The organism is Rhodococcus sp. TAF43, from assembly GCF_052113525.1.
In the GTDB taxonomy this organism is placed as follows: domain Bacteria; phylum Actinomycetota; class Actinomycetes; order Mycobacteriales; family Mycobacteriaceae; genus Prescottella.
The window spans coordinates 126,760-152,778 of the sequence record NZ_JBFRDL010000007.1 but is presented as its reverse complement, the minus strand read 5'-3'; the positions used below and the strand labels follow the sequence as shown (position 1 = coordinate 152,778).

General features: G+C 67.4%; 28 protein-coding genes and 1 pseudogene. 7 read left to right on the top strand and 22 right to left on the bottom strand.

The window, feature by feature from the left end; all coding sequences use genetic code 11:
* On the bottom strand, positions 1 to 326 hold a 326-nt coding region (locus AB4Z09_RS07775), incomplete at its 3' end, for a hypothetical protein (RefSeq protein ID WP_442239473.1).
* A gap of 839 nt (positions 327 to 1,165) precedes the next feature.
* Here AB4Z09_RS07775 and AB4Z09_RS07770 point away from each other — a divergent pair.
* A pseudogene (locus AB4Z09_RS07770) lies at positions 1,166 to 2,351 on the top strand (IS3 family transposase).
* 207 nt (positions 2,352 to 2,558) lie between these two features.
* Here the strand turns inward: AB4Z09_RS07770 and AB4Z09_RS07765 are convergent.
* The 4 genes from AB4Z09_RS07765 to AB4Z09_RS07750 all read right to left on the bottom strand — a co-directional run bounded on the left by AB4Z09_RS07765 (position 2,559) and on the right by AB4Z09_RS07750 (position 4,345).
* Positions 2,559 to 2,936, bottom strand: a complete 378-nt coding sequence (locus AB4Z09_RS07765) for a hypothetical protein (RefSeq protein WP_217487200.1) — start codon at positions 2,934 to 2,936, stop codon at positions 2,559 to 2,561.
* A gap of 378 nt (positions 2,937 to 3,314) precedes the next feature.
* Positions 3,315 to 3,536, bottom strand: a complete 222-nt coding sequence (locus AB4Z09_RS07760) for a hypothetical protein (protein ID WP_174910169.1) — start codon at positions 3,534 to 3,536, stop codon at positions 3,315 to 3,317.
* A gap of 110 nt (positions 3,537 to 3,646) precedes the next feature.
* Positions 3,647 to 3,922 carry a hypothetical protein gene (locus AB4Z09_RS07755; RefSeq protein WP_174910167.1) on the bottom strand — a complete coding sequence of 92 codons (276 nt, stop codon included), beginning with the start codon at positions 3,920 to 3,922 and terminating at the stop codon, positions 3,647 to 3,649.
* 33 nt (positions 3,923 to 3,955) lie between these two features.
* Positions 3,956 to 4,345: a hypothetical protein gene (locus AB4Z09_RS07750; protein ID WP_442239472.1), complete on the bottom strand. Its 390-nt coding sequence runs from the start codon at positions 4,343 to 4,345 to the stop codon at positions 3,956 to 3,958.
* Between the two features lie 187 nt (positions 4,346 to 4,532).
* On the opposite strand from AB4Z09_RS07750, the gene AB4Z09_RS07745 reads away from it, so the two are divergent.
* Together AB4Z09_RS07745 and AB4Z09_RS07740 are read left to right on the top strand one after the other, a co-directional pair.
* Positions 4,533 to 4,811 carry a hypothetical protein gene (locus tag AB4Z09_RS07745; protein WP_174910165.1) on the top strand — a complete coding sequence of 93 codons (279 nt, stop codon included), beginning with the start codon at positions 4,533 to 4,535 and terminating at the stop codon, positions 4,809 to 4,811.
* Between the two features lie 259 nt (positions 4,812 to 5,070).
* Entirely contained in the window at positions 5,071 to 5,676 is a 606-nt protein-coding gene (locus AB4Z09_RS07740; protein ID WP_174910163.1) for a hypothetical protein, read from the top strand.
* Between the two features lie 157 nt (positions 5,677 to 5,833).
* Here AB4Z09_RS07740 and AB4Z09_RS07735 read toward each other — a convergent pair whose 3' ends face one another.
* The 4 genes from AB4Z09_RS07735 to AB4Z09_RS07720 are packed head-to-tail and all read right to left on the bottom strand — an operon-like array spanning position 5,834 to position 8,912.
* Positions 5,834 to 6,046 (bottom strand): DUF4287 domain-containing protein, encoded by a 213-nt coding sequence (locus AB4Z09_RS07735; protein WP_174910161.1) that lies wholly within the window; start codon positions 6,044 to 6,046, stop codon positions 5,834 to 5,836.
* A gap of 10 nt (positions 6,047 to 6,056) precedes the next feature.
* A complete protein-coding gene (locus AB4Z09_RS07730; RefSeq protein ID WP_442239471.1) occupies positions 6,057 to 6,746 on the bottom strand; it encodes a rhomboid-like protein in 690 nt (229 codons plus the stop codon).
* Positions 6,747 to 6,783: 37 nt separating this feature from the next.
* Entirely contained in the window at positions 6,784 to 7,590 is an 807-nt protein-coding gene (locus AB4Z09_RS07725) for an SDR family NAD(P)-dependent oxidoreductase (protein ID WP_442239470.1), read from the bottom strand.
* The gene (locus AB4Z09_RS07720; RefSeq protein ID WP_442239469.1) at positions 7,587 to 8,912 is read right to left on the bottom strand and encodes a flavin-containing monooxygenase; all 1,326 of its coding nucleotides are present in this window, start codon (positions 8,910 to 8,912) and stop codon (positions 7,587 to 7,589) included. The genes AB4Z09_RS07725 and AB4Z09_RS07720 overlap by 4 nt, the downstream gene beginning before the upstream one ends.
* Positions 8,913 to 9,373: 461 nt before the next feature.
* Here AB4Z09_RS07720 and AB4Z09_RS07715 point away from each other — a divergent pair, with 461 nt between their 5' ends.
* Positions 9,374 to 9,940, top strand: a complete 567-nt coding sequence (locus tag AB4Z09_RS07715) for a DUF6630 family protein (RefSeq protein WP_442239468.1) — start codon at positions 9,374 to 9,376, stop codon at positions 9,938 to 9,940.
* Positions 9,941 to 10,020: 80 nt separating this feature from the next.
* On the opposite strand, the gene AB4Z09_RS07710 is transcribed toward AB4Z09_RS07715, so the two are convergent.
* The 4 genes from AB4Z09_RS07710 to AB4Z09_RS07695 are packed head-to-tail and all read right to left on the bottom strand — an operon-like array spanning position 10,021 to position 13,521.
* Positions 10,021 to 10,779 (bottom strand): cobalt-precorrin-6A reductase, encoded by a 759-nt coding sequence (locus AB4Z09_RS07710; protein WP_442239467.1) that lies wholly within the window; start codon positions 10,777 to 10,779, stop codon positions 10,021 to 10,023.
* Complete coding sequence (gene cobM, locus AB4Z09_RS07705; protein WP_442239466.1) at positions 10,779 to 11,528, bottom strand: precorrin-4 C(11)-methyltransferase; 750 nt, start codon at positions 11,526 to 11,528, stop codon at positions 10,779 to 10,781. Before cobM ends, AB4Z09_RS07710 begins: the two co-directional genes overlap by 1 nt.
* The gene (cbiE, locus tag AB4Z09_RS07700) at positions 11,525 to 12,769 is read right to left on the bottom strand and encodes a precorrin-6y C5,15-methyltransferase (decarboxylating) subunit CbiE (protein ID WP_442239465.1); all 1,245 of its coding nucleotides are present in this window, start codon (positions 12,767 to 12,769) and stop codon (positions 11,525 to 11,527) included. The genes cobM and cbiE overlap by 4 nt, the downstream gene beginning before the upstream one ends.
* Entirely contained in the window at positions 12,766 to 13,521 is a 756-nt protein-coding gene (locus tag AB4Z09_RS07695; RefSeq protein WP_442239464.1) for an SDR family NAD(P)-dependent oxidoreductase, read from the bottom strand. Before AB4Z09_RS07695 ends, cbiE begins: the two co-directional genes overlap by 4 nt.
* Before the next feature lie 44 nt (positions 13,522 to 13,565).
* Here AB4Z09_RS07695 and AB4Z09_RS07690 point away from each other — a divergent pair, with 44 nt between their 5' ends.
* Both AB4Z09_RS07690 and AB4Z09_RS07685 read left to right on the top strand, forming a co-directional pair.
* Positions 13,566 to 13,979 (top strand): PPOX class F420-dependent oxidoreductase, encoded by a 414-nt coding sequence (locus AB4Z09_RS07690; protein WP_174910146.1) that lies wholly within the window; start codon positions 13,566 to 13,568, stop codon positions 13,977 to 13,979.
* A gap of 134 nt (positions 13,980 to 14,113) precedes the next feature.
* Positions 14,114 to 14,605 carry a hypothetical protein gene (locus AB4Z09_RS07685; RefSeq protein WP_254622924.1) on the top strand — a complete coding sequence of 164 codons (492 nt, stop codon included), beginning with the start codon at positions 14,114 to 14,116 and terminating at the stop codon, positions 14,603 to 14,605.
* 22 nt (positions 14,606 to 14,627) lie between these two features.
* On the opposite strand, the gene AB4Z09_RS07680 is transcribed toward AB4Z09_RS07685, so the two are convergent.
* Positions 14,628 to 15,809, bottom strand: a complete 1,182-nt coding sequence (locus AB4Z09_RS07680) for a M24 family metallopeptidase (protein WP_442239463.1) — start codon at positions 15,807 to 15,809, stop codon at positions 14,628 to 14,630.
* 37 nt (positions 15,810 to 15,846) lie between these two features.
* Here AB4Z09_RS07680 and AB4Z09_RS07675 point away from each other — a divergent pair, with 37 nt between their 5' ends.
* Positions 15,847 to 16,809, top strand: a complete 963-nt coding sequence (locus AB4Z09_RS07675) for a 5'-3' exonuclease (RefSeq protein WP_442239462.1) — start codon at positions 15,847 to 15,849, stop codon at positions 16,807 to 16,809.
* A gap of 18 nt (positions 16,810 to 16,827) precedes the next feature.
* Here AB4Z09_RS07675 and AB4Z09_RS07670 read toward each other — a convergent pair whose 3' ends face one another.
* The 8 genes from AB4Z09_RS07670 to pafA all read right to left on the bottom strand — a co-directional run bounded on the left by AB4Z09_RS07670 (position 16,828) and on the right by pafA (position 25,933).
* Positions 16,828 to 17,634: a DUF4333 domain-containing protein gene (locus AB4Z09_RS07670; RefSeq protein ID WP_174910142.1), complete on the bottom strand. Its 807-nt coding sequence runs from the start codon at positions 17,632 to 17,634 to the stop codon at positions 16,828 to 16,830.
* A gap of 277 nt (positions 17,635 to 17,911) precedes the next feature.
* Entirely contained in the window at positions 17,912 to 18,175 is a 264-nt protein-coding gene (locus tag AB4Z09_RS07665; protein ID WP_174910140.1) for a DUF1876 domain-containing protein, read from the bottom strand.
* 133 nt (positions 18,176 to 18,308) lie between these two features.
* Entirely contained in the window at positions 18,309 to 21,005 is a 2,697-nt protein-coding gene (locus tag AB4Z09_RS07660) for a DEAD/DEAH box helicase (RefSeq protein WP_174910138.1), read from the bottom strand.
* Complete coding sequence (gene tatC / locus AB4Z09_RS07655) at positions 21,002 to 21,958, bottom strand: twin-arginine translocase subunit TatC (protein ID WP_114723101.1); 957 nt, start codon at positions 21,956 to 21,958, stop codon at positions 21,002 to 21,004. The genes AB4Z09_RS07660 and tatC overlap by 4 nt, the downstream gene beginning before the upstream one ends.
* A gap of 71 nt (positions 21,959 to 22,029) precedes the next feature.
* Positions 22,030 to 22,296, bottom strand: coding sequence for a Sec-independent protein translocase subunit TatA (tatA, locus tag AB4Z09_RS07650; RefSeq protein ID WP_114723100.1), 267 nt, complete (start codon positions 22,294 to 22,296; stop codon positions 22,030 to 22,032).
* Positions 22,297 to 22,509: 213 nt separating this feature from the next.
* Entirely contained in the window at positions 22,510 to 23,481 is a 972-nt protein-coding gene (locus AB4Z09_RS07645; RefSeq protein WP_114723099.1) for a helix-turn-helix transcriptional regulator, read from the bottom strand.
* Positions 23,478 to 24,485: a helix-turn-helix transcriptional regulator gene (locus AB4Z09_RS07640; RefSeq protein ID WP_114723098.1), complete on the bottom strand. Its 1,008-nt coding sequence runs from the start codon at positions 24,483 to 24,485 to the stop codon at positions 23,478 to 23,480. Before AB4Z09_RS07640 ends, AB4Z09_RS07645 begins: the two co-directional genes overlap by 4 nt.
* A gap of 89 nt (positions 24,486 to 24,574) precedes the next feature.
* Positions 24,575 to 25,933, bottom strand: a complete 1,359-nt coding sequence (gene pafA / locus AB4Z09_RS07635) for a Pup--protein ligase (protein WP_181818863.1) — start codon at positions 25,931 to 25,933, stop codon at positions 24,575 to 24,577.
* Positions 25,934 to 26,019: the final 86 nt, after the last annotated feature.

Here is a 26,019-nt window from a genome sequence, read left to right as displayed (position 1 = left end):
ACCGACATCCGGGCGGAGCCGGCAGCTCCGCTCGACAGGTTCAGCCAGTGCACGTCGCCCAGGATTTGGCAGTGACCAGCTCCAGGCTCGCCAGTCACCTCGCGACCGCCTTCCGTCGGGCCGGTGATCGTCACCGTCCCAGGCTGCTCGCCGACCACGGCCTCGCATCGGACCCGGGGAGCGTCGAAACTGCTGTTCGGGTTTCCGAACGGCGCCGGGTTGATCTGGAACGGAACGGTGACCGCAGCGGAGGCGACAGCCGTCGGCACCAGGACCGAACCCGCCACAATCGCAGCACAGGCAACCGACAGGCGAACGAAATCGATCACGACGACCTCCAGGAAAGGTCCACATCCAACCCTGACCTAGCCAGTCACGTGGATACACAAGGCAACACCTCCCGCGTCTGCAGCAACCCCGGCCCCTCGCTGTCGCCTCAGGTGCCACCGAAGAAACGAGCGACGCTAGCTCATTTACGGGCAGTACCCACCCAACCAGCACGGGGCGTTGTACAGGATCCCGACCCACACGTCGTCAGGGATGAACCCGTAGGGCAAGAGCCACCAGATCGGCGGAAAGTCCATCGCACCGACACCTCCAATACGAAGCAGCCGCCGACCCGCACCATCACTCCTCAGAGCGGGTTCCACCAGTTGACGAAGAGATTCCACTCGAGAATCCCCGGCCACACACCCGATTCCAGCGGATTCACGTAGTACAGATCCGGTAGTAGTCCAATCACGACTGCCCCCTACAGACACTCGGTGGGACGTGTCATATTACCTGGTCAGGACGTTGAAAGGCCCCCATGCCCGAAACAGGCGCAGGGGCCGATATGCACCGCACGAACACGATCAACGACACTGACAAACGGGACCGGCCCGCTATCGACGGGCCGGTCCCTCCTGCGTCAGATCGGGTCGAACAACAGCGCCGCCGCAGCATGCTCGACGGGGCGGACCGTGATCCCTCCCGCTCGACACCGGTGAACCCCGCGTCGGACAGGGCTGCGAGCGCGTCCCCCAGATCCACACGCGCAAGATCCAGCCCCGGCGACATGGAGTCAGTTGGGACTGCTGCACGGATAGGTGACATCTTGACCTGCCCTACGGGTAGGTTTCCAAATCCGGTGATTAGTCGAGGGCCTTGCTGAAAGGCTCCGACCGTGCCTCGCCCCTATCCTCCCGAGTTTCGTGCCCGTGCCATCGCGTTGGTCCGATCCGGCAAACAGGTCAAGCAAACCGCCTACGAACTGGGCATCAGCGCCGGATGTCTGCACACGTGGCTCAAGCAGGACCGCATCGATCGCGGTGAGATCCCTGGCAACACCACTGCGGAATCTGCAGAGTTGCGGGCTGCGCGCAAGCGAATCCGGGAGCTCGAAACCGAGTTAACGATCATCCGGCAGGCGTCGAAGTTCCTGGGCGAGGACAAACCTCACCCAAAAGGATCCACCCGGTGATCGACCGATTGGCCGACGCCGGGACCCCCATCGACGTGTATTGCAGAGTGCTCGGGGTGTCCCGGCAGGGCTACTACCGATACAAGCGACGACCGACGTCGGCGACGCAGCTGCGTCGCCAGTGGCTGACCGGGTTGATCCGGGAGATCCACGTCGCCTCCCGCGGCACTTACGGCTACCGGCGCATTCACGCCGAGCTGACCATGGCGATGGGCATCGCGTGCAGCTCACGGCTGATCTCGGTGCTGATGACCCACGCCGGAATCTACGGACTTCCAGGGCCGGTGYGCGTCAAACGACTACGCGGGTCGTCACTGCCGGCGACCTGGTCAACCGCAAGTTTCACCGTCTGCATCCAAATGAGTTGTGGGTCACCGATATTCCCCCAAGCACTTCGTGCAGGGAGGTACCCCCACCGAGCACCCAACACGGGAGGGGAGGGTGTTCTGCGCCGCGGTGATGGATGCCTTCAGCAGGCGGATCATCGGTTGGTCAATCGATTCGCGGCAGGACTCCACACTCGTCATCAACGCGCTCGACATGGCCATCCGGAACAGACGTCCGGAGCCTGGCGGCATCGTGCATGCCGATCACGGAGTCCAGTTCACCTCATGGGCTTTCGGCGACAAGATCCGCTCTGCCGGCCTCATGCCGTCCTTCGGAAGTGTCGGTGACGGCCTGGACAACGCGRTGATGGAATCGTTCTGGTCGTCGATGCAGATCGAGTTGCTMAACCGCAAGAAGTGGAAGACCCGTCTCGAGCTCGCGAACGCGATCTTCGACTAGATCGAGATCTTCTTTGGGCCGTCAACGACGGCATTCCTCACTCGATTACCGCACCCCGATCGAACACGAACTACTCTCCGAGAAGAACCCCATCCCCGCCTGAGACTCATCACCGAGACTGGAAACCAAGTAGTAGGGCAGGTCAATCTGTCACCTGATCGTGCAGCAGTCCCGGATGATTCTGTCCACGACGAACGCAGCAATCACTGCGACGGCCATCACTACCCCCACAACTCACCCGCCTTTCCCACCAAAACTGCCCCCACACCCAGACTGGGTGCAGGGGCAGCGAACAGCTCAGATCAGCAGATCACCACTCCTGGTAGAAGTCGAAGCGGTCGCCCCAGATCGCGGGATCGTTCACGTCGAACTGGATGTATCCCCCACGAGCGACAGCCTCGTCGATCAACTGCTGAGTACTGGCGAACACCAACGTCGGATGCGTGTCGTAGATCGACCCGTCACCGAGGTAGATGGCGACCTGGCCCCGGGGCACGACAGCGTCGATCGCGTTGCCCGCGCCCAAATCACGCAGAATCCGAGTCTCGTTCGGGTCGAACGAGATCCCCTGATAGCCCTCCCCCGAGCGCAGGTAAGCGGCCGACGCGGTGCCGGCCGCACCGACCATCAGCCCTGCCGCCGCAGCAGCAGGAATCAGAGCAGCAGCGATCATGCGAATACGAGACATCAAGAATTCCCCTCCAGATACACCAGCCACATTACCGGCCGGTAAGTTTCCTATCGATTTTCATATCGTAGCCGGGATTCCCCGCCCACCCCCGGCGGCCCCTGAACCCGCACGGGACGGGCCATCCGTCCAGGTCACGGCACAAGATAGCCCCCACACCGGAAAGGATGCAGGGGCTGTGGAGACAGAGGGGTCACGGCGCGCGGCTACTCACAACAGAAGACCGCGCCCCGGCCCTCGGTCAGTGTCAAGCGGTGTTTTGCAAAAGGCCCCGCACCCAGTACCGGTGCAGTGCCCTGGCCATCACTTGCGGCGCCAGGCGCGCGTAGTGACGTCAGTCGTCGACCTCCGTGTCGAAGCGACCCCAACGACCGGGGCTCACTCGAAGCCGTCCTCGAACTGCTTCCGCGCGCCCTCGACGATCGCGGCGAAATCTTCACCGGTCACCTGAGCGACCCGGTTGGCCAGATGCCAGATCATCCCCGACATCTCTTCCACCATCCCGTAGACATCGCCGGGATTGTCGATCGTCTTGACGAACTCCTCGAGGTCGAGGAACTGTCCATCACTGCTCACCCTGTGCCCGAACGGACCAGCCATCGAAGCCCCTATCTCGAAGTTGTCGTGATTTCCCGCCGCACAGGCTATCGCGGTGGGATGACCGATCATCACTCACTCGATGCGGCCATCAGCGCGTAGCCCACTCACCGCTATGCGTTGGCCGCGATGACCCACTCGTACGGCGTCGGGGGTGGGTACTCGACGGCAATCGCCGCTTTGGCGACGTCTACTGGGGCCGGCCACTCTCCGCTGTTGCCTCGGCGGAGCGTATCGAGTGCTTGGCGAATCGACTTGTCCTCGATCCAGGTGTAGGCATCAGATGGGTCGACGGTCTGGTCGCGGTCGACCATCAGGTCGGCGATCGACATGCGGATGTGGTGCCAGTACCAGGACTCCTGCGGGCTCACTGGCTGATCGCCACCCATCGAGACCTCCCCTCTAGCGCCTAATTTCGGCGTTTACCTGCGGTGATGACATGTCCCCTGAGCTTCCACTGCTCGGGTCGATACTCTTGGACGAAAGGCTCGGACGAGAACCCGAGGATTCCCCCCCGCCGGCGCCGAGTCCCGCTCGGCCGGCGCTCCGGCCTGCGCGTCGCGCCAATAGTCCGCGGCCGTCTTCGGGCGCTCCCCGACAACGAGCGGGTCACCCTCCCAATCGTGATACGGCGGCAGATCGCCCCGCACCGGCGCGCTCCCGGTCCCCGAGCCCTGCTCGACGGCCATCACGCAGCCCTGACACAGCACCCGGCCCTCCGGCACCTCCAGGAACACCTCGTCCGGGTCCACGCCGTCCGGTAGGTCGCACGCCGCCACCCCGCACCCGTCGCACTCGTATCTCGTCGCCATGCCTTCTTCCTACCGTGCCGGCCGACGTCACACGCCCACCCGGCACGTTTCCCCATCCTCGTGCCGCGAGAAACACGTGTTGACCAGCATTGATAACACGCCCCTCGCGTGTCCGAGGCCCGCGAGATCCGGAGGGTGGAGAGCCCGTGTCCGATCATCGTCGCGACTACAACCACAGGAGGACACCATGTTCGTTTCGACCACCATCCTCATCGCATCGCATCGCATCGCCGGCCTATCGAACTTCACCAGCGAGTCGGCAGTGAAAGACTGGTTCCGCACCCGTGCGAGGAGCGAGACGATCCTGATCACGTTCTGTGCCATTGCGATCGCGGCGACGATCTCGATGGGCCTTCTCGCGGGCGGGCTAGTGGTTCTCGTCTATGCCGTCGTGGGAGTGCTCTGGCCGACCACCGTACGGTCGATCTGGCGCCGGCTCGGCGGGCACCGGTTCATCGTGCAGTAGGGCCGCGGCGGCAGGTCCCATCACTCCCCAGGGACCTGGGCAATCCCGCCAGAAACCAGAACACGTGCAGTTCAGAGCCCAGTTTGCGCGGGTTGCAGGCTCGGTGATCGTGGGTAGGTTCGGTAGTGGCCGCCAGTTGGGATCGACCATCTGAGGTGATCGGGCGGCAAGCTCGGGGCAACGCCAAACGCTACGGCGCGGTGGGGTCGTGAGCGATCTGGCCGTTGGCGGGTCGGTCGTCTTTGCTAGCTTCGGCCGCATGGGGAGTAAGGCGCGGGGGCTCGCGCAGCAGAAGGCCGCACACGCAGAGCAGGGCAATCAGTGGTGGACATACGCCGTCGAGTGCGGGCGACAGGTCCGGGCCGGATCACCGCCACCGGCGTTGGCTGTTCACGGCCTCGTGATGGGCCGCGGAGAACAGGCCATTGTCGAAGGGACTGCCGAGTATTCGCGGTTCTGGGCCGGTGACGGCACCTACCGCCGGACCTCGTCGTTCGCGATCGGTAGCCCGGCTTTCGTCGTCGGCAGTATCGCGGGCAGCATGATCGCCAATAGYCGGGCCAAGCATGCCGCCCAACGCAACAGCACGCTCATGTGGCGGGAGCACCAGCAGAGTCGGTTCCTCATCACCAACCACCGCGTGTGGTGCCACACCGCGGCGAAGGGCTGGCTCAGCTTCTACTTCAACTCGGTCAGCGAGTTCCACCCCGACCTGCACGGTTGGTCACTGACTCTCGCCTTCGAGAACGCTGCACCGCTGAGGCTGGTCGGGCCTGCCGCGCCCGCTCTCGCGCTCTGGTGCGGCCACGGCATCCTCGGCGATCGCTGGGTCACCGACCCCCGTATGGCTCCACTGCTCGCCTGACTCGGCCTGACGCCGTTTCGCCCGTTCTGCTTCCGCATCGGTGAGCAAGGGGACGTGTCGTCTTCCCTGGTCAGACGGCCTCGGTGGTGCGGGCGATCTCGACGGCGAGCCGGCCGCTCACTACGCGGGCAACTGCGTCGCGCAGCGCGCCTAGTCATCAGCTGCCGGCGCCCTCCTGCAGCGTGTGTGCGACAAGCGCATTGGCGTGACCGTGGCCCAGCCCGTGTTCGGACTTGAGCCAGTTGACCAGTTCCATGTGCTTGGTCAGGTCGGAGCCGCGAATGAGGTCCTTCCACTCGCTGATCGGCTTCCCGTACTTCTTCTCGATCGACGGAAAGTAGGACGCGGGACCCTTCACCGGTTCGGTCATGGGCGGCACGCTACCGGTGAGCTACGACACGTGCACGGATCGAACTCGCCCACTCCTCCGGATCCCAGGTTTCCGGCCGAGCCCGCGTGAGCGGGTAGCACGCGAAACCGATGAGGACCGCGGTGAAGTGTCCTATGTCGGTGAACGTCAGTGTGCCGAGCAACGGCAGCCCGTAGACCAGCAGCACACCGACCACATAGAGATACCGCCACGGCGGCGCGATCCGGTAGGCGAGCACCGCCGTGACGCCGGCCAACGCATAGCTGACGCCCACATCGAGGGTGTTCACCGCCGACTCCGGCGCCTCGCCGTGCCGAATCGCCAGATAGAGGACGCCCTCGCTGAGATACGTCGCGCCGACATGAGCGACCACCGCGACCGTCACCCACCGCCACGTTCCCAGCCACCGTTCGACGGGAACGTGAAAGAGATTGAAGAGCACGAAATACCCGAACCATCCACCGCCGGCGAGCCAGAAGGCACTGGAGATGAGAACGTGGAACGGGTCCTCACGAAGATGATGCAGATTGGTCGAGCGGCTGCCGAGAACATGATGCAATGCCTCGGGCGAAAGCTGATGCATCACGATCGTGGTCACCAACAGAATCGCGAGCCATATGAACGTACCGGGCGCGCGGCGCACATACGCCCACGCCGCAGCCGGAATCTGCGACCACCGGAACCGCTGCACGGCATCCACGGGACCAGTATGGACCCGATCCGGCCCGGACATCGGCTCAGTCGACAATCACCTCGATTCCGTGGCGCTCCTGGTAGCGCCGCAGGTTGCCGCGGGCGAGCCCGGCGATCCAGGGCAGCACACGCAGCATCGGACCCGGGGCCAGCATGCCGGTCTTCACCATCCAGCCGTCCGATCGCGGCAGATTGGTCTCGACGCGCGGACGGTCGACCAATGCGAGCACGCGATCGGCGATGCGCTGCGGCGGCAGTGGTGTTCCCAGAAAGTTGAGTGCCGACCCGCCGGTCGCAGCCTCGTGACGCAGCATCGGGGTGTCGACCGAGCCGGGGTTGACAATGCTGACGCGGACACCGGTCTCACGCGTCCGCGCAGCCAGCGCCAGCAGGAACCCACGCAGCCCGAACTTCGACGCGCTGTAACCCGGGGTCTCCGCGAGCGACAGCATCCCGCCGATGGACACGATCGCCACGACGTGCCCGCGTGACGCCTGCAATGTCGGGTACAGCGCGCGGGTCAGCTGCACCGGTGCCAGCAGGTTGACGCCGAGCTCGCGGTCCACTTCCTCGGCGGTGATGTGCTCGAACGGCGTGGTGACGACGACGCCCGCCACGTGGACGAGCAGATCGCACTCCCCCGCCGCGGACTCCACCAGCGCCTGCACGTCCGACGAGACGGTCAGATCGCAGGGGTGTGGCGTGATCTGCCCGGCTACGCCGTCGGATACCGCCGTCAATCCTCGAGCGTCGACGTCCACCGCGACGACGTCGTATCCCCGAGCCGCCAGTCCGCGGCAGATCGCCGCCCCGATCGCACCGGCCGCCCCGGTGACCACGGCGCGGGTCATGCCGCGACCCGGACACGGTCGAACATGCCGGGCGTCAGATCGGTCCAGCCGAACTCGCCGCGCACGCGGGCCAGGTAGTCCCGGAAGGCGTGCGAATCGACGTACGCGCTGTGGCGGTCGGTGCCGATGAACGAGATTCCGCCGCTCAGGTCGGGCCGGTCCGTCGCCATCCTGCGATCGAACACGGCCGCACGCGACGGATTGTGCTCCTGGTCGTGCAGGTACTGGGCCAGGATGTTCGTCACCTGGTCGAACAGGGTGTATGCGCTCGAGTTGGTCTCCAGGTAGCCGGCGCCGAACAGATTCCGGTGCTTCGGATTGAACGCCGTGAGATAGAGCCGTGGTCGCCCCGCATGCCAGTCGAAGCACGATTCCCGGACGTACGGGATCGTCCAGTCGTAGCCGGTGGCGTACAGCACCAGGTCGACCTCCCGACTGGATCCGTCGGTGAACTCCACCCGGGGCCCGGCGAACCGCGCGACGTCGGGGACGATCGCGACGTCACCGTGCTGAAGGTGGTGCACCAGTTGGCTGTTGAGCAGCGGGTGCGATTCGAGGAGCTTGTGGTCGGGCCGCGGCAGTCCCAACCGGGTCAGATCACCCAGGATCAGGCGCAGCACCCCGGTGAGCAGCGGGCGCTCGAGTGCGATCGGCAGCCGCGGCCCCTTCTCGGCGAACACGTCGGTCGGGGTTCCGAAGATGTGTTTCGGGATCACGTGATACCCGCGGCGGACACTGACGAACGTCTCCGACGCGGACGCCGCCGCGTCACAGGCGATGTCGGCACCCGAGTTGCCCAGACCCACGATAAGTACCCGCTTGCCGCGGAACTCGTCGATCCCCCGGTAGGTCACCGCGTGCCGGATCTCGCCGTCGAAAGTGCCGGGGTGAGCCGGGATTCGAGGCTGCCAGGTCACACCGGTCGCGCACACGACGGCGCGGTAGCGGCGCCGTTCACCGGTCGACAGTCGGACCGCCCAGCCGTCGCCGTCCGGGGTGACGTCCTCGACGGCGGTGCCGAAGCCGATCGACTCGTACAGGCCGAACGCCCGCGCGAAACTGCGCGTGTAGTCGAGGATCGCCCGGTTCCCCGGGTAGTCCGGGAACGAGTCGGGCATCGGGAAGTCGTGAAACCCCGACATCGTGCGGGACGAGATGAAATGCGCCGACTCGTACATCGGTGTCCCGGGGTTGTCGAGATCCCAGATCCCGCCCACGTCGCTGTGCCGTTCGAACTGGTCGTACTCGATACCGAGCCGACGAAACGCCCTGGCCGCCGACAGTCCGGCCGGCCCCGCGCCGACGATGCACACCCGATCCATTCGAATGCCCCTTCCCTCGCCGCACATTCAACCCCGCCCCCTGCCCTCGTGGAGCTGAATCGAGTGGTAGCCGAGGCGAGTCCGGTGTGGAGTCTCGCGGCTGGGGCCGACGCGGGTGAATTCCGGAATCCCGGTTGTTCCGTCCGATACGTAGTTTCGCACCGTAGCGACGAGTGCCGAACGCCCGCTTCGTGGTTGACGAAAGGCACTCCTCCGCGGTCGGGTGCGGCCACGCGACGGATGCGGGGCTACTCGCCTTCGGCAGGAACGTACGTCCTCGCTCCCGACGAGCACGAACCGGAAGCGCTCACTCCCCCGCCGGATCGACCGAGGGAACAGCGGGCACTCCCCCTTCGTGACGAGCATCGAGCCCCGACGTCAGTTGTCCCGATCCAGATCGACGAGATGTGTTCCGGTGCATCGGCTCGAGTAGGTGTCGGGCGGGTGCATAAGCTGGCGGCATGATCGATCTGGCGTTCTTTCTTGCGGCGGCTGAGCGGGGGTTCCCGCTCGATGTGGACGATGCGGTGGCTTCCTTGATCCAGGCGGAGGTGCTCCTGCCGGTCGACTGGTCTGGTGAGGAGCGGACCGGACAGATATCGCAGTTCGTAGCGCGTCGAGTGGAGGCCTTCGGGGAGGGCCGCTCCGTTGTCGCTGCCGTCGAGTCCGCTGCCATGGAAGCGGCCGGCGCCGACCTCGAACGTGGCGCGCACGTGCCGGCGATCCTGCGCGCTGTGGACGATGCCCTGGCCCCCGCGGGGTTGGCGCTGGGCGAACTACGGTCCGGCGACGACACGTACCGTGTCGGCGTCATGCGTCGCACGACGGCGTCGAGTCAGGCATGGGGCCTGGACCGGCCTTCTACCGAGTTGCTCTACATCATCGACTGCCCGTGCGGTGGCATGAACGTGTGGCAGCTGTCCAGGACGGAACCGAAGCCTGATGAAGGCGAGTGCAACTCGTGCGGTCGGAACCTGTTCGACCCTGCCGGTACCCCGATCGTGCCCATGGCCATGGAACCCGTCTGACCTCAGGGAACGTAGCCAACTCGCGAATCGAGCAGGGACACCCCGGCCGCGCAACCACGGTCGGCGTGCCTGACGGCCGGCTAGACGATGCGCGGACGCTGTCCGTGCGGTTGCGTGAGYCATCGGACGGCGACCTCGAGGTCGGACGTCGACGCCACCCCCACCGGGATCGGTGTCCGGGACACCATCACGACCGGGATGTCGAGCCGGCGGGCGGCCTCGAGCTTCGCCGACGTGAGCGCTCCCCCACTGTTCTTCGTCACCACCACGTCGATCCGATGCCGGCGCATCAGCGAGACCTCGTCGTCGACGGAGAAGGGCCCCCGATCCAGCAGAAGCTCCGACCGCGCGGGCATCGAGACGTCGGGGGGATCGATCGCGCGGACGAGGAACCAGCCGGAACCGTCGGCGAATGCGTCGACGCCCTGCCGGCCGATCGTCAGGAAGACCCGCTCCCCCAGTGCGGGCACCGCCCCCGCGGCCGCGGCGAGGTCGGGAACGGTGTGCCAGCGATCCCCCGGACCCGGCTCCCATTCGCGTCGGCGGAGCACCAGCAGCGGCACGTCCACCCGCGCCGTCGCGTCGGCAGCGTTGGCGGTGATCCGCGCCGCGAACGGGTGGGTCGCGTCGACGACGGCATCGATGTCGTTGACCTGCAGCCACTCCGCGAGCCCGTCGACGCCACCGAATCCGCCGATCCGAACGTCCCCCACCGGCAGCACGGGGTCGCGGACCCGCCCGGCGAGCGACGACGTCACCGACACCGCCGGATCGGCATCCAGACGGGCCGCGAGGTCGCGTGCGTCCCGGGTGCCGCCGAGGACGAGGACCCTGCGCATCAGTGAGTGGTGCGTGACCGGGACGCCGAGTACAGGTAGCTGTCGGGGAAGCCCTCCGCCGCCAACACTCGGCCGACGATCACCACTGCCGTCTTCGTGATTCCCGCGGCGTGCACCTGATCGGCGAGGGTCGCGAGGGTGCCGCGCAGCACGATCTCGTCCGACCGGCTCGCGAACGCGACGACCGCCGCCGGGCAGTCGGACCCGTAGTTCTCGGACAGTTCCTCGACGATCTGCTCGATCCGGTGCGCGCCCAGGTGCACCACCATCGTGGCGCCGCTGCGCCCGAGCGAGCGCAGATCCTCGCCCGGCGGCATCGCCGTCGACAGCGTCGACACCCGGGTCAGCACGATCGACTGCGATACCCCGGGCACCGTGAGCTCCCGTCCCAGCGCGGCGGCCGCGGCCGTGAAGGCCGGCACCCCGGGCACGATGTCGTACGCGACGCCCGATGCCTCGAGGCGTCGAACCTGCTCGGCGACGGCCGAGTAGATCGACGGATCCCCCGAATGCAGGCGGGCCACATCGAGCCCGGCCGCGTCGGCGGCGATGAGCTGCTCGACGATCTCGTCCAGACTCATGCGCGCGGTGTCGATAACCTCGGCGTCGTCGGGGCACAGAGTGAGCAGTTCGGCGGGCACCAGGCTGCCCGCGTACAGGCACACCGGGCTCTGCGAGATCATGCGCGACGCGCGGAGCGTGATGAGGTCGGCAGCGCCCGGGCCTGCTCCGATGAAGTGGACTGTCATGTCGTTTCCCTTTCGGTGCTGTCCGGCTTCGTTGCCGACCATTGGGCCACCGGCAACTGCGGTCGCCACGCCGTGAAGCCGCCCAGCGGCTCACCTCGATAGACCTGGAATTTGCGGAGCTCTCCGCCGCGGCGCGAATGCCACTGCAGAATCAGCGACTCCGACTCGGCGGTGACGGCGTTGACCACCATCCGGCCACCCGGGCGCAATCGCGCCCAGCACGCGTCGAGCATTCCGTCCTGCGTGACGCCGCCGCCGACGAAGACGGCGTCGGGCGCGGCCGTCTCCTCGCCGAACGACGCCGGGGCCGCACCGCGGATCCGGAGCGCAGGAACGCCCAGGGCCACGGCGTTGTCGCCGATCTGTCCGACGCGCGAGTCCTCACGCTCGAACGCGACCGCGCGGCACCGGGGGTCGCTGCGCATCCACTCGATGCCGATCGTCCCCGAACCGCCGCCGACGTCCCACAGCAGTTCACCGGGCGCGGGAGCCAGCGCAGCGAGCGTGAGTGCCCGCACTTCGTGCTTCGTCATCTGACCGTCCCCGCGGTAGGCGGCGTCCGGTAGACCCGCGTTCCGTGTCAGGCGCATCGCACCCGCACCGCGGACCTCGAGCGCGATCACGTTGAGTGGATCGCCCGCCGGCCGGTTCCACTCGGAGGCGGTACCGTCCGCCACTGCTTCGGCGGGCCCGCCCAGCTGTTCCAGCACGGTCAGTCGGGAGTCACCGAAACCGCTCTCGCACAGCAGTTTCGCGACAGCCGCCGGGGTGTGTTGGTCGTTGCTGAGCACCAGCAGGCGCGCGCCGGTCTGCAGTTCCGGCGACAGCGTGCCCACCGGACGATTCACCAGGCTGACGGTGGGTGTCTCGTGCAGCGCCCACCCCAGTCGCGCACACGCCAACGACACCGACGACGGGTGCGCGATCACGCGGATCCGCTCGGGACCCAGCACCCGGCACAGCGTGACACCGATGCCGTGGAACATCGGATCCCCGCTGCCGAGCACACACACCCGGTGGTCGCGGTGCTCGTCGAACAGGCCGGGTAACGCCGGCAGCATCGGCGACGGCCACGACACACGCAGCGCGGCGGAGTACGGAACGAGGTCGAGTTGCCGGGGCGAGCCGATCAGCACGTCGGCACCGCCGATCGCCGCCTGTGCCCGCGGTGAGAGTCCTTCCCACCCGTCGGCCCCGATCCCGACCACCAGGACCGGCGAGGTCGATACGGCAACGGTCATCGGGGCATCCGGCGCCAGACGAACTGCGGCAGCAGTCGCATCCCGAAGAACACGGGACGCAGCAGCGCCGGCACCCACACCCGTTCGGTGCGCTTGCGCAGGCCGTGGACGACCGCGTCGGCCACCTGCTGCGGGGTGCTCGAGAACGGAGCAGGCTTCATGCCCTCCGTCATCCGCCCGATCACGAATCCGGGCCGCACAAGCAGCAGATGGACGCCGCTGCCGTGCAGCGCGTCCCCCAGGCCCGAGGCGAATCCGTCGAGGCCGGCCTTCGCCGAACCGTAGACGTAGTTGGCGCGGCGGACCCGCATGCCGGCGACCGACGAGAACACCACGATCTGTCCCGAGCCGTGGGCCCGCATCAGGTTCGCGAGATGCGCGAGCACACTGATCTGGGCGACGTAGTCGGTGTGGACGACGGCGAGCGCGTGCCCGGCGTCCTGCTCGGCGCGGGCCTGATCACCCAGGACACCGAACGCCAGCACGGCGACCCCGATGGGGCCGTGCTGTTCGGCGATCGCCGACAGGACACCGGAGTGATCCGCGACGCGATCGGCGTCGAACTCGATGGTGTGGACATCGGTGGCACCGGCACCGAGCAGGGTCCGGCGTTGCTGTTCCAGATCGTCACTGTGGCGCGCGGCCAGGACGACGGCCCGCCCGGGCGCCAGTCGCTGCGCGACCTCCAGCCCGATCTCGCTGCGACCGCCCAGCAGCACCACCGATCCGGGGGCGAAATCCGTGTCACTCATGACTCCAGTGTCCTGGATTCGCGGCGCTCGAGTACCGTCGGGGCATGGCCCGCTCCCCGTCGAATCCCACGCACCTCACCGCCGAGGCCGGCGAGTTCCTCACCGAACGGCATCTGGCGACGCTGACCACCCTGCGCAAGGACGGATCTCCGCACGTCGTGGCCGTGGGATTCACCTGGGACCCGGACAAGCGGATTGCCCGGATCATCACCAACGACTCGTCACAGAAGGCCCGTAACGCCGACCGCGGGGGCTATGCCGCGGTCAGTCAGGTCGACGGCGGGCGGTGGCTCACGCTCGAGGGCTCCGCGCGGGTGATGTCGGATCCCGCGTCCGTCGCCGAGGGCGTCGAGCGCTACACGGCCCGGTACCGGCAGCCGCGGGAGAACCCCACCCGAGTGGTCATCGAGATCCACGTCGAACGAGTGATGGGCTCGGCAATCCTCATCGACAGGTGAAATCGTCTGATTTGCAACAGTATTCGGCGTCCACGGGGTGTTCCGAGGCGAGGCACGGGGGTAACGTGTGAGGACGTCGATGGCGAGCCCCTGATGGTCGTCATTGTCACCAACGAACCCGAGTGGGGATGCCCATGACAACTCGACGGACGGTATCGACGAATGGACGTTCCGATCACCGATGGGCCTTCCGCGGGTCGATCCTCGCGGGTGTCGCCGTCGCCGGACTGTGCGCGCCTGCCGCGGCTCATGCACTGCCGCCACACCCGTTCGGCCCGCCGGCGCTGACGATCGGCTGCGCCAACCAGGGCAGTCTGATGTCGTTGACCGGTGCCACCGGGCAATCCGGGCCCGAGCAGACGCCGCCGATCGGGCCGGGTGAGATCCGGTTCGAATCGTTCCCGGCGGCACCCCCGATCCCGGCCGCCGGACAGGTCACCGTCGCCTGGATCAACCTGGACACCGGCGCGACGGGCATCGCGGCGCTCGAGGGCACCTACCCGTACCACTCGAAGACGGTCTACACCGGTACCGGCAATATCCGGGCCACCGTGTTCGGCACGATCGACCTGGGCAGTCTGCCGCTGTGTCAGTCCAACCCGACATTCGGCAACTTCATCGTCTGACGTCGGCTGCCCGGCACGTCCCTCAGCCGGGCAGAACGGTCAATCCGTGCGGGCGCCGGTTCATCGGCTCGCACCCGTCGGCGGTGACCACGACGATGTCCTCGATCCGGGCACCCCACCGGCCGCGGAAGTAGATGCCCGGCTCGATACTGAATGCCATTCCCGGCTCGAGCGTGATCTCGTTGCCGGCGACGATGTACGGCTCCTCGTGCACCGACAGCCCGATGCCGTGACCGGTGCGGTGGACGAACACCTCCGCCAGTCCGGCTTCCGCCAGGACGTCGCGGGCGGCGGCATCGACCGATTCGGCGGTCACACCGGGACGGACCGCATCGACGGCGGCGCGCTGTGCCGCCTCGAGGACGGCACACTGCCGCGCGACCTCGGCCTCCGGCTCGCCGAGGACGTACGTGCGGGTCGAATCGGAGTTGTATCCGGGTTCGACCGGTCCGCCGATGTCGATCACCACGACATCGCCGGCCTCGACGACACGATCCGACACCTCGTGGTGGGGATCGGCACCGTGCGGACCCGATCCGACGATCACGAACGCGGCCTCGGTGTGCCCCTCGGCGAGGATCGCATCGGTGATGTCGCGGGCCACCTCGGCTTCGGTCCGGCCCGGCCGCAACCACTCGCCCATCCGCGCGTGGACCCTGTCGATCGCCGCGCCGGCGCGACGCAGAGCCTCGATCTCGGCGTCGTCCTTGATCATTCGCAGCTCCCGCAGCACTCCGGTCGCCAGCACCGGCACGGTGCCGAACCGTCGGGCCAGCGGAACCAGGTGCAGCGCGGGCATCGCGTCGGTGACCGCCGTGCGCGGGGACTCCGGCAGCAGCGACGACACCAGCTCGTACGGATCGACGCCGTCGACCCAGTCGTGCACGGGAAGGCCGAGATCCCCCACCGCCGAATCCCCCAGCGACGCAAGCTCGAGCCGTGGCAGGACGACGGACGGCGGATTCCCGTCCGCGGGGACGACCAGGCAGGTCAATCGCTCGAACGAGTCGGCCCGGGAACCGACGAGGTAGCGCAGGTCGGGACCCGGCGTGACCAGGAGCCCGTCGAGTCCGGCACGCCCCGCGAACCGGGCGGCTCGCGTCAGTCGGTCGGCATAGACCGCGGTCGGGAACCGCGTCACCCCGGAGTTGTCGGGCCCGGTGCTGTGGGAACTCAGAGAACTCCGAGAACTATCTGTACTCATGAGATTCAGGCTAGTGCCGTTTGGCAGGATGGGGCGCATGAGTGGACCTTTGCTGCTGCTGGACGGTGCAAGTCTGTGGTTCCGGGCGTTCTACGCCCTCCCCGAATCGATGACTGCGCCCGACGGCCGTCCGGTCAATGCCGTGCGCGGGTTCACCGACATGGTCGCCGCCCTCGTCACCCGCACCCAGCCGTCACGACTGGCGGTGTGCCTGGATCTCGACTGGCGCCCCCAGTTCCGGGTCGACGCCGTGCCGTCGTACAAGGCGCACCGGGTGGCTCAGGAATCCGCCGGCGCCGACACCTCCGCGGGGTCTGCCGAGGAGGTGCCCGACACGCTGACGCCTCAGGTCGACATGATCATGGACGTGCTGGACGCCGCCGGTATCGCGACGGCCGGCGCTGCGGGGCTCGAAGCCGACGACGTGCTGGGAACCCTTGCAGCGCAAGAGAAGGAAGACTCCGTCGTGGTCGTGAGCGGCGACCGGGATCTACTCCAGGTGGTCACCGACGATCCGGTCGCCGTGCGCGTGCTGTACGTCGGCCGTGGGCTGGCGAAGGCCGAACTGTTCGGACCTGCCGAGGTGGCCGCGAAGTACGGGGTGCCCACGGAACGCGCCGGAGACGCCTACGCGGAGCTGGCCCTGCTGCGGGGCGACTCGTCGGACGGCCTGCCCGGGGTCAAGGGCGTCGGCGAGAAGACCGCGTCCACGCTCCTGCTACGACACGGTTCGCTCGAACAGCTACGTGCCGCGGCGCTGGACCCGACCACCGACGTCGCGAAGGGTGTTCGCGCCAAGCTCGCCGCGTCCGCCGACTACATCGACGCCGCGTTGCCGGTGGTGCGGGTGGTCACCGATGCCGACGTGCAGTTGTCGMGCCCCGACGTGTTGCCCAGCGCGCCGGTCCACCCCGAACGACTCGAACAGGTGGCCACGCAACTAGGCATCGAGCGCTCGGTCGCCCGCCTCGTGGCGGCGATGGCGACCGAGCGCTCGTGACGTCCCGCAGGCTCCGGACTAGCTCGGGCGGCTGACCGAGTACTTGCCGTCGTTGTCGGTGAAGGTCACGGTGACCTTCTTCGGGGCGCCGTCCACCGTCAACGAACACTGGAACGAATTACCCTCGGAGACTTCCTGACCGGACGGGCAGCTCACGTCGGAGACCGAACGCGCACCGTACGACTCGGTGACGATCTGCTCGACGCCCTTCTGCGCGGCGGCCTGATCGAGTGTCTTGCCGCCGAAGACTCCCGAGAGCGCCAGGCCGACGACCGCGATCACCGCGATCACGGCCAGTCCGATTCCCGCCCACATCACCGGCTTCCCCTTACCACCGGTGGTTGCCGGCTGTACGGGTTGCATGGGCTGCGCCGCCCACTGGTTCGGGGGCTGGGTGCCGAACTGCGCCTGCGGGTATCCCGGCTGCGCGCCCCACTGCTGGCCGGGGTACTGCTGCGCCTGGCTCGGCTGCCCCGCATTGGACTGTCCGGCGTACTGGCCGGAACCGCCCATCTGGGGGTTCCACTGCGGCTGTGCGGACGACGGCTGACCCCACGCCTGACCGCCGCCACCCCACTGCTGGTTCGCGTCGGGAGCACCGGGATACGGCTGACCCCAGGCCTGATTCTGGGGCTGGCCATGCTGTCCCGGATAGCCCTGCCCGGGAGGGGGGTAGGCGCCGCCGCCGTACACATCGGCGGGGTACGGGTTCGGGAGCGGTTGCTGGATGTGTTCGGGAGCGGTCGGTGCCGCGTGTCCTTCGCCGTGCCCCGGCTGCGAGGCCCACTGCTCGTTGGGCTCGTTCGGTCCCTGCGGGCTGCTCATGTCGTCTCTCCTCGTCTCCGGTACTGCAGCCTACGATGCAACGAAATGCGTGAGCAGAGCCCGAACTTCGTGGATGTTCACGCGTTTCGAAGAATGTCTCTGGATCGGCAGCGGGTTACCCGAGACCCGGATCTTCAACAAAGCGGTACTCCTCCCCCGGTGCCGATTCATCGACACCCTACGCAGCATTCATCCGGACACGGAACATTGCCCCACGCTTTTCCGTGTCAGCTGGCCGGATGTCGGTCGTCGTCCTGTGCGGCCGGGTCCGCGGCCGCTACTCGGTCAGATGCGCGGGTGCGTGCGTAACGCCCTCGATGTCGCTGACGGTCGCGTCGATCAACTGATGTGCGAGATCGGTGAGCGCGCGCGCCGTCGCGAGTTCGTCACCGATCTCGGGCACGTTGCGATCCGTCGGATTCCTTCGCGCCGCCCCGACGCCGACCAGCGTCGTGTCACCGGTGTGCAGTCTCGCGGTAGAACGAGTCTGACGGTCGTGTTCGTCTATCACGATCTCCATCGACCACTGCTTCGCGTCCATGGTCGCGCTCCTCTCGGTACCGCCCCGACGGGTGGCCGGGGGTACACGATCCAGTCAACGTCCATCGGCCACGATCCGGTAGGGGCGTTCGGATCCACCCGTCTTCGGAACTGCGACCTGCCGCGGCGGCGGACTACGTGGCGGCCACCGCGACGACCCCACGACGGATCGCCCCGACCGCCCGCGCGGCGGCCTTCGCCACCGCCGGATCGGACGCCGTCGAGTGCACCTGGTCGAGCAGGTCGATCACCTGCCGGCACCAACGCACGAAGTCGCCCGCCGACAGTTCCTTACCGCCCGAACCCGCCGAGATCAGCGCGTCCACCAGCGACTCGTCGCTGGCCCACTGGTAGATGGCGGTCACGAAGCCGAGGTCTGGCTCCCGGGTGAGCGGGAGCTTGTGCCGGACCTCGTCGGCCCGCAACTCGCCCCACACCCGCACCGTCTCCGCGAGCGCCTGTCGTAGCGGCACCGTCGGGCCCCGGTCGGGCGCGTCGGCATCCTGCCGGGACTCGTACACGACAGCCGACACCACCGCGGCCAGCTCGGCGGGGGTGAGCCCGCTCCAGACCCCGCGCCGCAGACACTCCGCGACGAGGAGATCGCTTTCGCAGTAGATCCGACCCAGGCGCTGCCCGGCCTCGGTGGCCTTCGGGTGCTTGCCCTCGGAGATGTAGCCACGCTCGGTGAGCAGGGCCACGATCCGGTCGAAGGTCCGCGCCAGCGAGTTCGTGGTCGCGGCCACCTTCTGCCGCATGGAGTCGGTCTCGCGGGCCAGACGGTTGTAGCGCTCGCCGATCCGGCTCAGCTGTTCGCGGTCCGGGCGAGAATGGCACGGGTGCTCACGAAGCGCCTTCCGGAGCGCCACGATCTCGCTGTCCTCGCGACCACTCTTCGCCCGTTTCGGTTTCCGCGGCGCGACGATGCCCGTACTCCGCAACGCCGACGCCAGATCGCGACGCACGCGGGCCGTGCGGTGATCGACGTGCCGCGGCAATCGCATCCGGCCGAGCGCACGTGCCGGCACCGGGAAGTCCGCGGCACTGACCCGGCCCGCCCACTTCTCCTCCGTCAGCACCAAGGGCCGGGGATCGGTGTGATTCTGATCCGGCTCGAGCACGACCGCGAGCCCGGAGCGTTTGCCCACCGGGATCGCGACGACATCGCCCCGCCGGAGCCCGACGAGCGACTCGACCGACGTGCCCCGCCGGTCCGCCCGACCCTGACGTTCGATCGCGCGCTCACGGCGGCGCAGCTGCTCCCGGATCTGCACGTACTCGAAATACTCGCCGTCCGCGCCGCCGAGCTTGTCCCGCAGTTCTGTCAGCGCGGCCTCGTTGCGTTCGATCCCGCGGGTGAGCCCGACGACAGAACGGTCGGCCTGGAACTGCGCGAACGACCGCTCGAGCAGCGCACGCGACTCCGCCGCACCCATCCGATCGATCAGGTTGATCGACATGTTGTAGGCGGGGCGGAACGAGCTGCGCAGCGGAAAGGTCCGCGTAGACGCCAGTCCGGCGACGTCGGTGGGCTCGACGCCGGGCTGCCACAGCACCACGGCATGGCCCTCGACGTCGATGCCGCGACGTCCCGCACGCCCGGTGAGCTGCGTGTACTCCCCCGGTGTCAGCTCCGCGTGCGTGTCGCCGTTGTATTTGACGAGGCGCTCGAGCACGACCGAACGCGCCGGCATGTTGATTCCCAGTGCGAGGGTCTCGGTCGCGAACACCGCGCGCACCAGCCCGTTGACGAACAATTCCTCCACGGTCTCCCGGAAGGCGGGCAGCATTCCGGCGTGGTGGGCGGCGAAGCCACGTTCGAGCGCCTCGCGCCACCCCCAGTAGCCGAGCACCTCGAGGTCGGCGCGCGGCAGGTCCCGGGTGTGCTTGTCGATGATCTCGCGGATCTGCGCGGTCTGCTCCGGCGTCGTCAGACGCAGGCGGGACCGCACGCACTGCGCGAGCGCCGCCTCGCAACCGGCGCGGCTGAAGATGAAGGTGATCGCCGGCAGCAAACCCTCTTCGTCAAGCCGCGCGATCACCTCCGGACGCGGCAGCGGCCGGTAGTCGCTCGACCGCCCACGACCACGCCCGCGCGGCTCCCAGTCGTTCATCCGGTCGAGCGCAAGGCGTTGCTTGACGTGGCGCGCCAGGTCCTGGTCGACCACCACGTCGTGCCCGCCGTTCGGCGTCGCCTTCGCATCGAACAGATCGAACAACCGACGTCCGACCATGATGTGCTGCCACAGCGGGATCGGGCGGGTCTCGTCGACCACGATCGTCGTGTCGCCCCGAACGGTCTCCATCCAGGCGCCGAATTCCTCGGCGTTGCTGACCGTCGCCGACAGGCTGACGAGGCGCACGTCCTCGGGCAGGTGCAGGATCACCTCTTCCCAGACTGCCCCGCGGAAGCGATCGGCCAGGAAGTGCACCTCGTCCATCACGACATGCGAGAGACCACGCAGCGCCGGCGAGTCGGCGTAGAGCATGTTGCGCAGTACCTCGGTCGTCATGACGACGACGGGAGCGTCCGAGTTGATGCTGGTGTCCCCGGTCAGCAGCCCGACGGCGTCCTTGCCGTGGCGTTCGGAGAGTTCAGCGAACTTCTGATTGCTGAGCGCCTTGATCGGCGTCGTGTAGAAGCACTTGCGCCCGGCCTCGAGCGCGAGGTGCACCGCGAACTCACCGACTACGGTCTTGCCCGCGCCAGTAGGCGCGCACACCAGCACGCCGTGCCCGGCCTCGAGCGCCGCGCAGGCCTGCACCTGGAACGGATCGAGGGGAAAGCTCAGTTGTTCCGTGAACGAGTCGAGTTGGGTCCGAGCCCTCACAGCGTGTCCGTGTAGTCCTGCGAAGCGGGCCTCGGGGCAGCCGACGCGGGCTCCACCGGTGTGACACCGTCCACGGCCGTCGGCGCACTGATCGTCGACGCCTCCTCGTCGTCCAGAGCACCCCAGGCCTCGGACTCAGCCCGCGCCTTGCGCTTGTCGTTGAGTCGCGCGACCTGCACGGCCACCTCGAACAGAACCGTCAACGCGCCGGCCAAAACCAACATCGAGAACGGATCCTGGCCGGGAGTGGCGACCGCCGCGAACACGAACAACCCCATGATCAGCCCGCGACGCCACGCCTTCAGCTTCGAGTACGGAAGCACGCCGACGACGTTGAGCGCGACGATGAGGAGCGGAATCTCGAAGCTGACACCGAAGATGATCAGCAGGTTGATCACGAAGCCGAAATACTGGGCGCCGCTCAGAGCGGTGATCTGGACGTTGTCGCCGATCGTCAACAGGAAGTGCAGGGCCTTCGCGACGACGACGTATGCAAGGACCGCACCGGCGACGAACAGGGCGGTCGCCGCGACGACGAAACTGATCGCGTACTTCCGCTCCTTCGAGTACATACCCGGAGTCACGAAACCCCAGATCTGGTAGAGCCAGATCGGGCAGGCCAGCACGATGCCGGCGGTGAAGGCAACCTTGAACCGGAGCATGAACTGCTCGAACGGACCCGTCGCGAGCAGACGACACGAACCGTCGTTGCTCAGGTCCGCTCGAGCGGAGGTAGGAAGCTCACAGTACGGCCCGCGCAGCAGATCGCCGAGGCTCTCCAGCCCCAGGATCTGATGGGAATACCAGAAGAAGCCGATGATCGTGGTCAGCACGATGGCCGCGACGGAGATCAGCAGTCGCGTCCGCAGCTCGTACAGGTGATCGACCAGCGACATCGTGCCATCTGGATTTGTCCTGCGTCGGCTGCGACGCGGGTCGAACGGAATTCGCACAGTGGGCCCTAGCCTTGGTCAGCGACGAACCGGGGCGAACGCACTCACCCCGGACGCGTGTGGATCGTGAACTAGGCCGACTTCGGCTCGGTGTGCGCCTGTGGGGTCTCGACCACCGTGGCATCCATCGTCGGCGACGGAAGCTGTGCTGCGGGAGTCGCGGTCGGCGCGGCACTCGAAGCGGTGTTGCCGTCGTTCTGCATCTCCTTGACCTCGCTCTTGAAGATGCGCAACGACCGACCGAGGCCGCGGGCCGCGTCGGGAAGCTTCTTCGAACCGAACAGGATGATGACGACAAGCGCCACAATGGCCCAGTGCCAGGGGCTCATGGCTCCCATTTTTACCTCCAGGTTTCAGATGCCAACGATGCTACCGGACGTGTCTGCGTCGGTCTTGGTGCAAATGTCCTGTTCACCGTGACGTAACAACCAACCGGAGCGGTCTGCGCACATCCCGGCGTACCAGTTCACGCAACCGCCATCAAAAGTTACTCCTTCGGCCCCCTGCGCGTGCCGGATCCACCCGATCCGGCCGGCCTCACGTGTCGCGCTTCACGCCTCCATCGCGTCGTACATCCCCAGTGCCGACCACGCCCGCTCGCGGACCGCCTCGACCAGCTGCGGCGGCTCCAGGACCTTCGCTCCGGAACCGAAGCCGAGAACGAGTCGCGCCATCCATTCCTGGGACCCGTACCGCATCGTCGCCTCGACCGAACCGTCCGGGAGCGTCCGCACCGGAACCATCGGATAGTTGTCCAGAATCCATCCCTGATCGGCAGAGACCTGCAGCACGGCCAGCGGCAGATCGGCGTCGTCGCTGAACAACTCGAGGTGCTCGTCGGTACCGAGTGCCTGCTCGGGTGCCGCCGAMGGCTCGTCCAGTTCCTCGGCCGCATCGATCCGGTCGAATCGGAACAGCCGCACCCCCTCGGCCTGCCGGCACCACGCCTGCAGGTAGGTGTGGTCGTCGACGAGCAGCGATCGGATCGGGTCGACGACACGCTCGGACACCGCGTCGCGCGACGCCGAGTAGTACGTCAGGTGCAGGGCGTGATCGTTCTGCAGCGCGGTGCGGACGACCGCCGCCACCGGGTTCTCCGTCGCACCGTCGCCCTCCGGACCGTCGTCGGTCAGCGACCGTCCCCGCGCGGCGCTCCCGGCGGCGGACTCGATCTTCGCGATCGCGCCCTGCGCGGCCGACGGATCGACCATTCCGGGCAGTTCTGCGAGGGACCGCAGAGCCACCAGCAGGACCGTCGCCTCGGTGGACGTCAGCCGCAGTGGCCGATCGATACCGGCCGAGAAGATGACCGAGACCGTGTCCTCGTCGAACGACAGGTCGATCAGATCGCCGGGCCCGTAACCGGGCAGTCCGCAGACCCACAGCTGATCCAGGTCTTTCATCAGGTTCGGCACCGTGACGCCCAGCTCGCGGGCCGCCTGCTCCTTGCTGATGCCCGGATGTGCCATGAAGTACGGCACAAGGTTGAGCAGGCGCGTCAGGCGCGACAATCTCGTGCTCATCGGTCCGCCTCCATGCTCTCGGCTGCGACCCCGGCCGCGAACCGCAACTTCTCCTTCACGTTCGAGCGCAACGACTCCGGCCCCAGCACCAGGGCGTCGACGCCGTGGCCGGCGATCAGTCGAGCCGTCCAGTCCCACGACCGGACCGGAATCTCGAGGACCGTACCGGGCCGTGATCCGAGTTCCCGCGGACCCTGCGCCGTTCCGAGTCGCCGGAGTTCGTGCGCGCGCCCCGCGGCCACCCACACCGTCGCGGTTCCCGTCACCGATCCCGCACCGGTGACCGCGTCGACAATCGCCCGCAGGTCCACGTCGGCCGGCTTGCGGACGACGTTCGACGGCCCCACCGCCCGGACCGGATCACCGATACGCGACAACCGGAACGTCCGGGTCGCATCGCGATCGACGTCGTGACCGACGAGATACCACCGCCCGCGCAGCGTCACCACGCCCCACGGTTCCACCGTCCGCGTGACGAACGGCTCCGTCGGGGCGCCACGATGCTGGAACTCGACCACGCGGCCGGCATCGACGGCCTCGAGTAGTAGCCGCATCGCGGTCTCGGATCCGCGGGTCCGGGCCGGGATCGCCGACACCGGGACGGCGTCGAGATCGGCCTCGACCTGAACGCCCGCCGCGCGCAGCTTCATGAGCGCGCTCTGGGACGCGGACATCAGCTCCGGAGAACCCCACAACCGCACCGCGACCGCGACGGCCGCGGCCTCGGCGGTGTCCAGGTCGACGTCCGGCAGCTCGTAGGCCGTCCGGTCGATCCGGTAGCCCTCGACCGTCGAGAACCGGCCGGCCTGTCCCGTCTCGAGCGGGATGCCCAGATCGCGGAGTTCGTTCTTGTCCCGCTCGAACATCCGGCTGAAGGCCTCGTTGCTCGCAGACTCGTCATAGCCCGCCACGCTCTCCCGGATCTTCTCCGCGGTGAGGAACTGTCGGGTGGAGAGCAGGCAGATGACGAGATTCATCAACCGCTCGACTTTCGCTTTCGCCACGTCGCCGAGCCTAACGGCTCCCGACCAGACCGACCGGTAGCAAAACGGTCGGATCGGGCAGTCGCCGTGGGTGACCGATCACACAGGCGTCACATGGACGCGATCAGCCGCTCCACGCGCTCGTCGACCGAACGGAACGGGTCCTTGCACAGCACCGTCCGCTGCGCCTGATCGTTGAGCTTGAGGTGCACCCAGTCCACCGTGAAGTCGCGGCCCGCATCCTGCGCGGCGGCGATGAACTCACCCCGCAGCTTCGCGCGGGTGGTCTGCGGCGGCGTCTCCACCGCGGCCTCGATGGTCTCGTCCTCGGTGACCCGCTTCGCCAGCCCCTTGCGCTGCAACAGGTCGAACACACCCCGACCGCGCTTGATGTCGTGATACGCCAGGTCGAGTTGGGCGATCTTGGGATCGGCCAGCTCCATGCCGTACTTGTCCTGGTAGCGCTGGAACAGCTTGCGCTTGATCACCCAGTCGATCTCGGTGTCGACCTTCGCGAAATCCTGGTTCTCGACGGCGTCGAGCGCCCGACCCCACAGGTCGACCACCTGGTCCACCTGCGGATCCCGCTCGCGGGTCTGCAGATGCTCGACGGCCCGCGAGTAGTACTCGCGCTGGATGTCGAGCGCACTGGCCTGGCGCCCACCCGCCAGCCGGACCGGACGGCGACCCGTCAGGTCGTGGCTGACCTCACGGATCGCGCGGATCGGGTTGTCGAGAGCGAAGTCACGGAACGGAACGCCCGCCTCGATCATCTCGAGCACCAACGCCGCGGTCCCGACCTTGAGCATGGTCGTGGTCTCGGACATGTTGGAATCGCCGACGATCACGTGCAGACGCCGGTACTTCTCGGCATCGGCGTGGGGCTCGTCGCGCGTGTTGATGATCGGCCGCGACCGGGTCGTCGCGGACGAGACGCCCTCCCAGATGTGCTCCGCCCGCTGCGACAGGCAGAACGTCGCCGCCTTGGGCGTCTGCAGGATCTTGCCCGCACCGCAGATCAACTGACGGGTCACCAGGAACGGGAGCAGGACGTCGGAGATGCGGGAGAACTCCCCCGCGCGGACCACGAGGAAATTCTCGTGGCAACCGTACGAGTTCCCCGCCGAATCGGTGTTGTTCTTGAACAGGTAGATGTCCCCGCCGATGCCCTCTTCGGCGAGCCGCTGCTCGGCGTCGACGAGCAGATCCTCGAGCACGCGCTCACCGGCGCGGTCGTGGTTGACGAGTTGCAGCAGGCTGTCGCACTCGGCGGTCGCGTACTCCGGATGCGACCCGACGTCGAGGTACAGCCGTGCGCCGTTCCGCAGGAACACGTTGGAACTACGGCCCCACGAAACCACTCGCCGGAAGAGGTAACGAGCAACCTCGTCCGGACTCAGCCTTCTATGACCGTGAAAGGTGCAGGTGACACCGAACTCGGTCTCAATTCCCATGATTCGTCGCTGCACACTTCGACAGTACAACGCGGAGCGGATTTGCCACGGCGTTCGCGACGAGGCTCGCGACCCTAGGGTGGGAACGTGGCCGAAGTGAG